Source organism: Asticcacaulis sp. AC460, from assembly GCF_000495795.1.
GTDB lineage: Bacteria > Pseudomonadota > Alphaproteobacteria > Caulobacterales > Caulobacteraceae > Asticcacaulis.
In genome coordinates this window covers 133,987-146,726 of the sequence record NZ_AWGD01000008.1, presented here as the reverse complement: position 1 = coordinate 146,726, position 12,740 = coordinate 133,987, and the positions used below count along the sequence as shown (strand labels likewise).

Here is a 12,740-nt window from a genome sequence, read left to right as displayed (position 1 = left end):
GTCGCGGGCGGTTTAACTCAAACCGCCCGCGCCTCAAAGCAAAATTTTCGCGCTTGCAAAAGCGTTGGAATGACCAACGCCAAGCCTTCTCTTACCAGCGATAGTGCGAGAAAGCGCGGTTGGCTTCGGCCATCTTGTGCGTGTCTTCACGCTTCTTGACGGCGGTGCCGCGATTGTTGGCGGCGTCCAGCAGTTCGCCGGCCAGCTTTTCGGTCATGGTGTTTTCGCCACGCTTGCGGGCGGCGTTGACCAACCAGCGGATGGCCAGGGCGCGACGGCGGTCGGGACGGACTTCGACGGGGACCTGGTAGGTCGCACCACCGACGCGGCGCGAACGCACTTCGATCGACGGCGAGACGTTGTCCAGGGCGGCGTGGAAGGTTTCCAGCGCGGTGGCGTCTTTCTTCTTGGCAATCAGGATGTCGAAAGCACCATAGATGATGTTTTCGGCAACGGCTTTTTTGCCTTCGTACATGACGTAGTTCATGAACTTGGTGACGACCAGATCACCGAACTTGGGGTCCGGCAGGACGTCGCGCTTCTCTGCGCGGTGACGACGTGACATATGATCTGCTCCTTACTTAGGACGCTTCGCGCCGTAGTGCGAACGGCGTTGCTTACGGTTCTTGACGCCTTGCGTATCGAGCACGCCGCGCAGGATGTGGTAACGGACGCCCGGAAGGTCCTTGACGCGGCCGCCGCGGATCAGGACAACGGAGTGTTCCTGCAGGTTGTGGCCTTCACCCGGGATGTAGCACACGGCTTCGATCTGGGAGGTCAGGCGGACCTTGGCGACCTTACGAAGCGCGGAGTTCGGCTTCTTCGGGGTGGTGGTGTAGACGCGGGTGCAAACGCCGCGGCGCTGGGGGCAACCCTTCAGGGCCGGCACCTTGTTGCGCTTGGGCTTCGGCTGGCGAGGCTTGCGGATAAGCTGGTTGACTGTGGGCATTAAATCTCGTGCCTTGATGGAGGAAGCCTGTGCCGTTTGGCCGGGGGGCTTCGGTTGCGGTTTTACCGTTTCTGAGGCCAATCCGAACAAACACAAAAGCCGCAACCTGCGCTATGGAGGTTACGGCGGGGACACAGCCCCTGCATAGGATGGATCGGGAGAGCTTTTGAGGGCCGCCTCGAAAATGATGGGCGGGCTATAGAGGACAGGTCTTACCCCGTCAAGCGCTAATCCGTACGACTGTGATCGTTTGCTTCTTGAGAGAGGCGAGGCTTGCCAGCGACGACTGCTCTCAGCTTGGATGGGTCGTGTCGGAAATGCCAACCTCCGCGGAGGCATACTCTCCCCTGGAGAGTCCCCGTCGGATGTCACAAACGCCCTCCTCTCCACGAAGTGGGGAGGGGGACCGCGAAGCGGTGGAGGGGTATCTTGCGTAAGCGCGATCGCCCTGCGGTTTCCGAACCAGAAGCCCCTCCCCCTTAATAAACCTGTAGCGCAATTCAGCTACAACCGTCCTCATGAGGGCGGCGCCTGTTAAAATCCGAAACCTGATGCCTCTGGTCGGCTGGATTTTCATGTCCATCTGGATGAGCTTCCTCTGCCTGATGACGTGGGTCTTCCTGCGCGACGGCGGCTTCGGCCAGTTCTCCCAGCCCGTCGAAATTGGCATCATGCTGCTGTTCTGGGTGTTCGGCGCGGCCGGCAGCGCCGACCTATTCAAACGTCCTCTGGTTCACACCACGATTACACATGGCGACATTACCGTGCACCAATTTTGGCCGTGGAAAACCGACGCGGAACGCTTTCGTCCACGCGATGTCGAACCGCCGGCCATCCACACCGCCAAGGACAGCGATGGAGACAACTTCTTCCGCCTGGTGCTGACCACGCCAAAGGGGCGCGACGTGACCCTAAGCGAAAGCCATGACCGCGACCGGATCGAGACCCTGCTAAGCCAGGTTATGGCGCATTTCGCCGTTAGCGCCCCTTGACCAGAACCTGCACCGACTTGGGCGTCAGATCGACCCTCGCCTGGCCGGCCTTATCACTGTTTACGTCCGGCGCCACAGCCACGTCCGGTGCCTTGAAAGCCTGCCCGAACCGACCGTTCTTCACGCCGGTATCCACCGACACGGACTGCGCCGTATCCGACACATTGATCGCCACCACGACAGTTTCCTTCGCATCGGTCCGCGAAAAGGCCAAGACCGGATCGCCCGCCTTCGACAACAGCTTGAACGTCCCCGTCGCCAGCACGGGATGGGCCTTACGGACGCTGTAAACCGCCCGATAGAACTCCAGGATCGACGACGGATCGCCGGTCTGGGCGTCGACATTCATGGTGGCGAAATTGATCGCCGGATCGCGATAAGGATGCGACGCCGAGAACCCGGCCGCCGGCTTTTCCCCCGTCCACGACATCGGCGAGCGGATGCCGGGATCATTATAGGTCCCGCCGTTGCTCATGCCGATCTCTTCGCCGTAATAACCGAACGGCGTCGCCGACACCAAAATTGAAGCCGCCGCAGCGACCTTATAATTGGCCTCGCCATTGACCCCGAACTGGTTGGTCAGCCGATCGCCGACATAGGCGTCATGGCTTTGCAAAGCCAGGGGCATCAGGTCACGCCGCGGATCCTGCAGGAAGCTGATAACCTCCGGCGCCACCACGCCCTTCTTGATCCCGGCAATTAGGTGTTGCTGCACGCCATAGGCAAAGGCCGAACAGACATCGAGATACAGTTCGCGGCCTTCCGACACCTCACAAATCAAATATCGATTATCATACTGGTCGACGACATCCTTGAAGGCCCGGACGATCCCCGGATTACCGGGATTGTTGAAATAGGACGACTTGCCCTCTTCCAGCAGCATGGTCACCGCATCCAACCGGAACCCGTCCACGCCCATATTGGCCCAGAAGCGCATCGAATCCTGCAGATAGGTTACGACCTTCGGGTTGCGCAGATTCAAATCCGGCATGGAGGTATCGAACACGCCGTAATAAAGCCCCTGCCCGCCCGGCACGACCTTGTCCGCTGGCTTCCACGGGTCGTTCCAATAGGCCCCGGACACGCCGCGCATGCTCTGGTCGTACCAGCCGGGATTGCTGTCAGCGAATAGGTACCAGTCGCGGTACGGACTGGACTTCGATTTCGCCGCATCGACGAACAACGCGTTGCCGCTACCCGAATGGTTGACCACAAAGTCGATGATGACGCCGATGCCGCGCTTGTGGGCCTCGTCGAGGAATTCCTGGAAGTCGGCCATGGTGCCGTAGTCGGGATTGACCGCGCGATAATCATTGACGGCATAGCCGTGGTCGCCGTCCTGCGACGGGTTCATCGGCATCAGCCAGATGCCGGTAATGCCCAGATCGCGCAGATAGTCGAGCTGCGACGTCATGCCTTTGAAGTCACCGATACCGTCGCCATCGCTGTCCTTGTACGACCGCACGAAGATTTCGGTGAAGACGGCGGTCCTGTTCCAGTCCTTGGGCAAGGCGCTGGTCTTCTTGATCACCGGGACGGGCGAGACATCGATCTGGGCCTGGGCAGCGCCGGCCAGGATGAAAGCAAGTGCGGCCGCGCCGTAGATGGCCTTCAATGTCATAGTCGAGCTCCCTGCCCTGTTTTATGCGGCAGGTGTGCCACGCGCCGGACGGCTTGCCTACTTGAATACGTATGCGCGCCTTATCTGACAGCCCATGGTCCGGCATGTCTTCGTTACAACCGATTGTGGCAGACTGAAGCGCTTCGGGGGTTGCCGACCTGGAGCGCCGCAATGGACATTTTCGCCTATATCAAACGCGACCACCGCAAGGTCGCCGGTATGATGGACGACGTGATGAGCATCCGTCTCCCCGCCATCCGCCAGAACATCTTCCACAAGATCCGGTCAGAACTGATCGCCCACAGCAAGGCGGAAGAACAGACCTTTTACGTCGCCGTCGAAGCCGCCGCTTCCGAGTCCGTGCGCCTGCAGATGGCGCATTCGGTCGACGAACATCAGGACATCGCCGACTGCCTGACCGTGCTCGACAACACCCCGATCTCCAGCGAGTTCTGGATCGAGAAGTTCGGCGAGCTGAAGCAGGCCGTTACCCATCACGTCCACGAAGAGGAAAACGACGTCTTCCCCAAGGCCCGCGTCCTGCTCACCCCGGCCCAGGCCCGACAACTGGCCGCCGACATGGACCGGCTGAAGCAGCAGTTCCTTGAGGATATGGAGTTCGAGATTCCCGCGCTATAATACCAACGGCAATTGGGCTTGACCTTTCTTTGCCCACCCCGTTTACGGGGAGGGTGGCGCGAAGCGCCGGGCGGGGCTCTTTCTTGAGGCAAAATCAACCGCAGTTGCTATAAAGCACCATGATCTCGATCCAAAACATCGACCATGTCGTCTTCCGCGTCCGCGATCTCGATCGCGCGGCGCGGTTTTACATGGACGTCCTGGGGGCACAGTTCGAACAGCACCAAACCCATGTCGACCTCTACCAACTGCGCATCGGCACATCCCTGATTGACCTGGTCCCGGTCGACGGCATCATCGGCCGCATGGGCGGTCCCGCCCCCGGACCTGACGGCCACAATGTCGACCATGTCTGTTTCCGCGTCTCGCCGTGGGACGAAGCCGCCATCATCGCCCACCTCGCCGCCCATAACATCGAAGCCGAAGTCGCCAGCCGCTACGGCGCCGATGGCGAAGGCCCGTCCATCTACCTGACCGATCCCGACGGCAATCACCTGGAACTGAAAGGCCCGGCGGTCACGCCTCCGGTGGCGCGTTCAGGCTACTGAAGCTGTGCGACAGTGCCCAATAGGCTAAACCCGCCACGAAGAAGGCCGGTAATGTCGCCCCGGCCGAGGGCAGCCAGGTATGAAAATACTGATAGGTAGCAATGCCAGCTCCCCAGGCGGCAAAGGCCGACAGGTGCACACCGTAGGTAAAGCGGTAGACGCCGAACGGATTGCGGATATCGGCGGGGACGACCTTACGCTGCCGCACGACAAAATGGTCGATCAGCATAACACCGAACAGCGGGGTAAACACCGCACTGATCCCAAACAGAAAATTGGAGAACATACCCATCGGCACAAACAGGGCGATCAGGGTGCTCAAAACGCCGAAGCCGACGACCAGATACGCCATCCGGACCGGAAACAAAGTTCCCGTCGAGGTCGCCGCTGAGAAGATATCGGCAAACACATTGTCCGTCTCATCGATCAGAATCAGCAGTAAGGCCAGCCCGCCGCCGGTCGTGGCCAGGGCCGCCAGCAGCAGACCATCGGGATTGCCATGCGCCGTCAGGGCAAAGGCGGCGCCCAGGCTGTAGAACCAAATATTGGCCAGCAGATAGCCGCCCGCACTCCCCTTCAACATCCCTACCGGCGACTTGCCGAAGCGCGAATAGTCGGCGATCAGCGGCAGCCAGCTCAAGGGCATGGCGACGACCAGGTCAATACCCGACGCCAGAGACAGCGTACCGTCACCCGGCCGCGCGAACAGCTGACCCCAGTCGGTGCGCGACAGCAGCGTCCAGCTCATCCACGCCGCCCCGGCCAACAACAGCCACAAACCCCAATGGCGCAGGAAGCGGCGCACCACGCTCAACGGACCGGCCAGGGCCAGCCCCGTCGCGGCCACGCCGAACAGGATGGTCCACACCACTGGCCAATGCATACCGAAATTGCGCTGCGCCAGGGCATCGGCGGCATCGCGCATGGCGATGATTTCGAACGCGCCCCACCCGACCAGTTGCACAATATTGATGATGGCGGCGACACCGGCGCCGCGCACACCCAGGGTCGGCCGCAATGACCCCATGGCCGACAAGCCCGTATCGCTGCCGACCACAGCGGCCAATCCCAACAGCCCCGCCCCGACCAGGCTGCCGACGACAATCGCCACCAGGGCCACGCCCATGGAGAGGCCGGGCACCAGGAAACTGCCAGCTTCCAGCACCAGAAGCCCGATGCCTAAGCTGAACCACAGCGAAAAGGCGTCGCGCGACGTGAAGGCACGCTGCGCCTCAGGCACGGGTGTCAGCGGATCATAGGCGTCGCGTTCGGAAGGATCGGCCATGGTGCCTCACGGTACAAACCCTGTGTTGTACCGTGAGTCTGGCCGGACGCAACTTTACCGGTTTCCGCCGATTAGGTCGCCCAGCCCGCCCAGGACCGAGCCTTCGCCGCGATTGGGTCCGGTGCCGCCGGCCACCGCCGCGATCCGTCCGGCCAAGCGTGAGAACGGCAGCGACTGGATCCACACCTTGCCCGGCCCGGTGAGTTGGGCAAAGAACACCCCTTCACCGGCGAACAGCATCGACTTGATGCCGCCGGCCTGGACCAGGTCGAAATCGACCGTATCGGTGAAGGCGGCAACGCAGCCGGTATCGACGTGCAGCACTTCGCCATGCTTCAGTTCACGCTCGACCACCATGCCGCCGAACTGGACGAACACCCAGCCGTCACCTTCCAGCTTCTGCATGATGAAGCCTTCGCCGCCGAACAGCCCGGTCATGATGCGCTTCTGGAAAGCGATCCCCAGCGACACGCCCTTCGCCGCGGCCAGGAAAGCATCCTTCTGGCAGATCAACCGCCCGCCGAGATCCGACAGTTTGAGCGGCACGATGGCGCCGGGCACAGGCGCGGAAAAGGCGACGCGCGCCTTGCCGTGGCCGTTATGGGTGAACACGGTGGTGAACAAGGATTCGCCGGTGATCAACCGCTTGCCGGCGCCCAATAGCGCGCCCATAAACCCGCCCCCCTGCTGGCCGGAACCGTCGCCAAAGACGGTGGTCATACCGATGGAGGCATCCTTCCACACCATGGCGCCGGCTTCGGCGATGGCGCTTTCGCCCGGATCAAGCTCGATTTCGACGAACTGCAGTTCCTGGCCCTTGATCTCGAAGTCGATATCGTCGGCGACACCGGAACTGCGGTGATGATGCGTCGTGGGAACAGATGAGCCGAACATGCGAATCCTCCTTGGATGGTTCAGGGAAGATGTAGCGTGCGGCACGGCAAAATAAAGGCCCTACTCGGTCACATAATGCACGCGGATGTCGCGATAATGGGGACGGAAGCTCCACACCCGGCCACCGGACTTTGTGAGGACGACCGAGTTGTCGCCGTCCCAGCGGATACGAACAAAAGCCGCCTCGTCGAAACTGGCCAAGGCCGGGACATTGCCGGGGCTGCCTGGTGCGTAGACCAGGACGCGGCGGTTGGGCACGGCGCCGGCACAGGTGACGAGGACGGATTCCAGAACATAAGCGCCGTCGGGCGACGCCTTGGTCTTGCTGTCACTTCGGCTGCACATCGGCGCCATGGCGCGATCGTAGAGGGTGTAGATCCCAGCGACGACGGCGGTGAGGCAAATCGCAACGGCGATGCCGGCGAACCAGTACCAATGGTGTTTTTCGCGCGGGCGGGCATAGCCATGAGCGTGGTGGTATTCGTCGTAGGCACCGACCTTGAGATGCAGGTCCATTTCGTCGACCGGCCGCGAAGTGTGTCGGGCAGGCATGGTTTACCTCGGTGGCGCCAAACGCCCTGGGAAAGACTGTGGATAAGTTTGAGCTCGCAAGCTTAAGGAAGCGTCAAGACCGGAAACGTGCCGGAAGGCCCGTCGGCCAATCCGATGGTCAGATCGCAGCGAAGGCGGGACTTCTCCCCCATAATCTGCTATACAGCCCCAATTAACTGGGGGGATTATGATGACATTCAAAAGACTGCTTCTGCTCACGCTCAGCGCGGCAACCCTGTCCGGATGTACGGCTGCGGTCGTCGCCCCTGTCCTTGCACCGCTTGTCGCCTTCCCGCCCTCCCTCCAGGGGGATGACAGCCCCAAGATCACGGACGCGGTATCACCGGTGCCCGGCGAAGCCGTCTTCTACAACATCACCTACGAAGAACATGGTGCCCGGTTTTCGGCCCAAGACTCCGCTGCCGGTGTAAATAAGGCTCGACTCGTCAGCGTGTACGGCGCCGAAGACGATTATGCCGCCACCTGGCAATCCATCGGCGCGCCTGAGACCTTCCTCACGGTTCAGGACCTGGATCTGACGTACCCCGACGGCAGCATAGGAAAACGCCGCATCGTCCGCCTCAAAGCCACCGCGCAGAGCCCCGGCGTCGAAGGCGCAAACCCGAGCTTCACCGGCATAAAACAGGCCTGGCCGCGCGCAAACTACACCACCCGCGTCATCTACTCGCCACAACAGGACGGCGACCGGGCTGGCATTCTCGCCTGGCAGGATAACCAGCACTATGTATTCTGCGGCGCTGCCCAGCTGAACGGCAAACCGGCCGCAGTCCTCGCTCGCCGCGAGTCGGGCGACGAACCGGACGAAGGCCTTATGCAGGCGACCTATCCGCTGGACGCAAAATCGTTGACGGATCTCGGCCTTCTTATCGAGATCCAGGACGGTCGGCTATCGTGCTTCTTCAGTACGCCGAAGTTGGGGCGTACGCTTGTCGGCACAGTGAACGTTCAGGCTGACCAGCGTGTGCTGATCGGCGCCCACGCCTTTAGCCCCGCCCCCTGAGATTCATATTGACCCCTTCGCCCATATCTTTATGAGTCCAGGGTAGTTCACCGGGGTGTCCGCGCGTTTGAGGCGGGCTGAGACGAGGCGACAGTGCCTTGAACCCGCCGAACCTGATCCGGGTCATGCCGGCGAAGGGAGTTGGATACGCTGTCTTACAGAGCGCCCGCAATCTACGCGCATGATCCTTTCTTTTGAAAGGATTTCATATGAACAAGCCGTTCGATCACAAGCCGATCACCGTCGAACATTCCCCCATTCCGGGCTCGCATAAGGTCTACCAACCGGGCACGCTCCACCCCGACATCCGCGTGCCGTTCCGCGAGGTCTGTGTCCACGCCTCCGCCAACGAAGCGCCCCTGACCATTTACGATTCGTCGGGCCCCTACACCGAAGCCGGATTTATTCCGGATATCTCGAAAGGTCTCCCCAGACTTCGCGATTCCTGGATACGTCAACGCGGCGACGTCGAAGAGATCGTCGCCCGCGAAGTCAAACCCGAAGACAACGGTAACGTCTCCGCCGGCAAGCTGGCCCCACAGTTCCCCAACCTCCCCAAGGTGCTCCGCGCCAAGGACGGCCAGTCGGTCACCCAATTGGAATACGCCCGCCGCGGCATCGTCACGCCCGAGATGGAATACATCGCCATCCGCGAAAACCTGCGCCGCGCTCGGGACGCCGAGGTCATCCGCGACGGCGAAGACTTCGGCGCCGAAATCCCCGACTTCATCACCCCGGAATTCGTCCGTGACGAAGTCGCCCGCGGCCGCGCCATCATCCCGGCCAACATCAACCACCCGGAAGTCGAACCGATGATCATCGGCCGCAACTTCCTGGTCAAGATCAACGCGAACATCGGCAATTCGGCGGTCACCTCCTCGATGGAGGAAGAGGTCGAAAAGATGGTCTGGGCCATCCGCTGGGGCGCCGACAACGTCATGGACCTGTCGACCGGCCGCAACATCCACAACATCCGAGAATGGATCATCCGCAATTCCCCCGCCCCCATCGGTACCGTGCCGATCTACCAGGCTCTGGAAAAGGTCAACGGCGTCGCCGAGGACCTGACCTGGGAAATCTACCGCGACACCCTGATCGAACAGGCGCAACAGGGCGTCGACTACTTCACCATCCACGCCGGTGTCCGCCTGGCCTATATCCACCTGACCGCCAAGCGCGTCACCGGCATCGTCTCGCGTGGCGGCTCGATCATGGCCAAGTGGTGCCTGGCCCACCACAAGGAAAACTTCCTCTACACCCACTTCGACGAGATCTGCGACATCATGCGCGCCTATGACGTCTCGTTCTCGCTAGGCGACGGGCTGCGCCCCGGCTCGATCGCCGACGCCAACGACGCCGCCCAGTTCGCCGAACTGGAGACCCTGGGCGAACTGACCCAGATCGCCTGGAAGAAGAACGTCCAGGTCATGATCGAAGGCCCCGGCCACGTGCCGATGCACAAGATCAAGGCCAATATGGACAAGCAGCTCAAGACCTGCGGCGAAGCTCCCTTCTATACGCTTGGGCCACTGACCACCGACATCGCGCCGGGCTACGACCACATCACCTCGGCCATCGGCGCCGCCATGATCGGCTGGTACGGCACGGCCATGCTCTGCTACGTCACGCCTAAGGAGCACTTGGGGCTGCCCGACCGCAAGGACGTCAAGGACGGGGTGATCGCCTATAAGATCGCCGCCCACGCCGCCGACCTGGCCAAGGGCCATCCGGGCGCGCGGATGTGGGACGACGCCATGAGCCGCGCCCGCTTCGAATTCCGCTGGGAGGACCAGTTCAACTTAGGGCTAGATCCGGAGACGGCGCGCGCCTTCCACGATGAGACCCTGCCCAAGGAGGCGCATAAGACGGCGCACTTCTGCTCGATGTGCGGGCCGAAATTCTGTTCCATGAAGATCAGCCAGGAGGTGCGCGAATTCGCCGCCAACATGACTGACAACGAGCGGGCGGATATCGACGCCGGCATGGCCGAGATGTCGCACAAGTTCAAGGAACTGGGCAGCGAGATCGACGTCAAGACGCCCGCAGAATAGACGCTGTAGAATGTCCAAACGCCCTCCTCCCTACGAAGTGGGGAGGGGGACCCCGAAGGGGTGGAGGGGTATCTTACTTAAGCCAGCATCCTCACATTCGGTTCCCGGTCGAAATACCGCGTCCCTGCCGCCGCAACGAAATCGTCCAGCAACACCACGCCCGCATCATGCTCGACGCCGGCCTTAGCCAACAGTGGATGGCTTTCCGTGGTATGGCCGATCGCCTTGAGATGGACAAAGGCATTGCTGACCCATTCCACCGCAGCGCTCTCCTTCAACAACGCCTTCGTCCCATCCTCCGACAGCACCACCGCCACGCCGTCATACAGCTGTGACGGCGATCCAGCCAACTGGCCATCCGCCTTCATCACCTTGCCGTCTGACAGCGTGGCGCCGCCGACTTTGGGCGCGACAATGACCGCCTTGCCGCCGGCATCGACAATCGCCTTCTTCACCTTCGCCACAGCCGCCGCATCGGAACCGTCGGCAATCAGCACCCCAAACTGCCGCCCTTCCAACATAGGCTTGGCGTTCTTCTGGATCGACAAAGCATCCGAAGGCGGCAGGTCTACCACCTCACGCGCGGCGGGGTTCTTGCCCGGCAGCGGAATGTTCAACCCATCCGCCACCCGCTGCGCCAGACCGTCATCGACATTGCGCAGGTTGGCCACCATCCGCGCCTGCACGGTCGCAATCCCGACCTTCGAAAGCTCGAACACGAACGACGACGCGATATGCGCCTGTTCCGACTCCGTCTGCGACAGCCAGAACAGCCGCGCCTGCGAGTAATGATCGGCAAACAGCTCCGGCCGCACCCGCAGCTTGTCGCCCTGCTCCTCGGCGCCATCCGCCGCCGCAACGCTGTTGAATCCGGTCACCGGACATTCGCGCGGCCCGCCGGCCTCGCCGTTCTCGCCCAGCGAATTCGGCTCGTAGTTCGCCCGCCCTTTCGGCACCATCATCTGCATATGGCCGTCGCGCTGGAAGTTCATCACCGGACACTTCGGCGCATTGATCGGCAACTGATGGAAGTTGGTGCTCCCCAGCCGCTTCAACTGCGTGTCGAGATAGGAGAACAGCCGCCCCTGCAACAGCGGGTCGTTGCTGAAGTCGATCCCCGGCACGATGTTGGCCGGGCAATAGGCCACCTGCTCCGTCTCGGCGAAGAAGTTATCGGGATTGCGGTCCAGCACCATGCGCCCCACGATCCTTATCGGCACCACCTCTTCTGGGATCAGCTTGGTCGCGTCCAGCACATCATAAGGCAAACCATCCGCAAACGCCTGATCGAACAACTGAACCCCCAGCTCCCATTCCGGGAAGTTGCCGGTATCGATCGCTTCGAACAGGTCGCGGCGGTGATAATCGTTATCGGCCGCCTGGATCTTCAACGACTCGTCCCAAACCAGCGACTGCAGGCCCAGCTTGGGCTTCCAGTGGAACTTGACGAAGGTCGACTTGCCGTCCGCATTGACAAAACGGAAGGTATGGACGCCGAACCCTTCGATGGTGCGCAGGCTGCGCGGAATCGTCCGGTCGGACATGGCCCACATCAGCATATGGGTTGTCTCCGGCATCAGCGACGCGAAGTCCCAGAAGGTATCATGCGCCGATGCCGCCTGCGGATAGCCCTTATCGGCCTCCATCTTGACGGCATGGACCAGGTCGGGGAACTTGATGGCGTCCTGAATAAAGAAGACAGGGATGTTATTGCCGACCAGGTCCCAGTTGCCGGCCTGGGTATAGAACTTGACGGCGAAGCCACGGACATCGCGCGGCGTATCCACCGACCCGGCGCCCCCGGCCACGGTCGAAAACCGCGTAAACACCGGCACGCGTTCACCGACCCGCTGGAACAGATCGGCGGTGGTAACATCTTCCAGGCTTTCGGTCAGCTCAAAAAAGCCATGCGCCGCCGAACCGCGGGCATGAACGATACGTTCCGGGATACGCTCATGATCGAAATGGAAGATCTTTTCACGCAGGATAAAGTCTTCCAATAACGTCGGCCCACGCGCGCCGGACTTCAGGCTGTTCTGATTATCGGAAACGCGAATGCCCTGGTTGGTCGTCAGATGGCCTTCAGGGCTGTGCTGTCCCATCTCAGGTACATGCTGGTGGGTCTCGCCGCCGTTGCCGGTACGGGTATCGAATGTCTTGTCCATGGTCGTGCCCTCGCAAATGTGGG

General features: G+C 61.5%; 12 protein-coding genes and 1 riboswitch. Of the genes, 5 read left to right on the top strand and 7 right to left on the bottom strand.

Features of this window, described 5'->3' with window-relative positions:
• Positions 1-91: 91 nt before the first annotated feature.
• Positions 92-565: a 30S ribosomal protein S7 gene (rpsG, locus tag ABAC460_RS29130; RefSeq protein ID WP_006275290.1), complete on the bottom strand. Its 474-nt coding sequence runs from the start codon at positions 563-565 to the stop codon at positions 92-94.
• Between the two features lie 12 nt (positions 566-577).
• Entirely contained in the window at positions 578-949 is a 372-nt protein-coding gene (gene rpsL / locus ABAC460_RS29125; RefSeq protein ID WP_006275291.1) for a 30S ribosomal protein S12, read from the bottom strand.
• 575 nt (positions 950-1,524) lie between these two features.
• Here rpsL and ABAC460_RS29120 point away from each other — a divergent pair.
• A complete protein-coding gene (locus ABAC460_RS29120; protein WP_155914578.1) occupies positions 1,525-1,941 on the top strand; it encodes a hypothetical protein in 417 nt (138 codons plus the stop codon).
• On the opposite strand, the gene ABAC460_RS29115 is transcribed toward ABAC460_RS29120, so the two are convergent.
• A complete protein-coding gene (locus ABAC460_RS29115) occupies positions 1,928-3,562 on the bottom strand; it encodes an alpha-amylase family glycosyl hydrolase (RefSeq protein WP_023452135.1) in 1,635 nt (544 codons plus the stop codon). The two genes, ABAC460_RS29120 and ABAC460_RS29115, sit on opposite strands and share 14 nt — an antisense overlap.
• A 171-nt stretch (positions 3,563-3,733) precedes the next feature.
• Here ABAC460_RS29115 and ABAC460_RS29110 point away from each other — a divergent pair, with 171 nt between their 5' ends.
• Positions 3,734-4,201 (top strand): hemerythrin domain-containing protein, encoded by a 468-nt coding sequence (locus ABAC460_RS29110; protein WP_023452134.1) that lies wholly within the window; start codon positions 3,734-3,736, stop codon positions 4,199-4,201.
• A 119-nt stretch (positions 4,202-4,320) separates the two neighbouring features.
• Positions 4,321-4,749 carry a VOC family protein gene (locus tag ABAC460_RS29105; RefSeq protein WP_023452133.1) on the top strand — a complete coding sequence of 143 codons (429 nt, stop codon included), beginning with the start codon at positions 4,321-4,323 and terminating at the stop codon, positions 4,747-4,749.
• Here ABAC460_RS29105 and cytX read toward each other — a convergent pair.
• The 3 genes from cytX to ABAC460_RS29090 are packed head-to-tail and all read right to left on the bottom strand — an operon-like array spanning position 4,718 to position 7,480.
• Positions 4,718-6,034 carry a putative hydroxymethylpyrimidine transporter CytX gene (gene cytX / locus ABAC460_RS29100; RefSeq protein ID WP_023452132.1) on the bottom strand — a complete coding sequence of 439 codons (1,317 nt, stop codon included), beginning with the start codon at positions 6,032-6,034 and terminating at the stop codon, positions 4,718-4,720. The genes ABAC460_RS29105 and cytX overlap by 32 nt on opposite strands.
• A gap of 54 nt (positions 6,035-6,088) precedes the next feature.
• Positions 6,089-6,928 carry a TIGR00266 family protein gene (locus tag ABAC460_RS29095; RefSeq protein WP_023452131.1) on the bottom strand — a complete coding sequence of 280 codons (840 nt, stop codon included), beginning with the start codon at positions 6,926-6,928 and terminating at the stop codon, positions 6,089-6,091.
• A 60-nt stretch (positions 6,929-6,988) separates the two neighbouring features.
• Positions 6,989-7,480: a hypothetical protein gene (locus tag ABAC460_RS29090; protein ID WP_031236401.1), complete on the bottom strand. Its 492-nt coding sequence runs from the start codon at positions 7,478-7,480 to the stop codon at positions 6,989-6,991.
• Positions 7,481-7,667: 187 nt separating this feature from the next.
• Here ABAC460_RS29090 and ABAC460_RS29085 point away from each other — a divergent pair, with 187 nt between their 5' ends.
• Together ABAC460_RS29085 and thiC are read left to right on the top strand one after the other, a co-directional pair.
• Positions 7,668-8,501: a hypothetical protein gene (locus tag ABAC460_RS29085; protein ID WP_023452129.1), complete on the top strand. Its 834-nt coding sequence runs from the start codon at positions 7,668-7,670 to the stop codon at positions 8,499-8,501.
• A gap of 41 nt (positions 8,502-8,542) precedes the next feature.
• A riboswitch (TPP riboswitch) is annotated at positions 8,543-8,658 on the top strand.
• Positions 8,659-8,710: 52 nt separating this feature from the next.
• On the top strand, positions 8,711-10,552 hold the full coding sequence (thiC, locus tag ABAC460_RS29080) for a phosphomethylpyrimidine synthase ThiC (protein WP_023452128.1): 1,842 nt from the start codon (positions 8,711-8,713) through the stop codon (positions 10,550-10,552).
• Between the two features lie 77 nt (positions 10,553-10,629).
• On the opposite strand, the gene ABAC460_RS29075 is transcribed toward thiC, so the two are convergent.
• Positions 10,630-12,717 (bottom strand): catalase, encoded by a 2,088-nt coding sequence (locus ABAC460_RS29075; RefSeq protein WP_023452127.1) that lies wholly within the window; start codon positions 12,715-12,717, stop codon positions 10,630-10,632.
• Between the last annotated feature and the right edge of the window lie 23 nt (positions 12,718-12,740).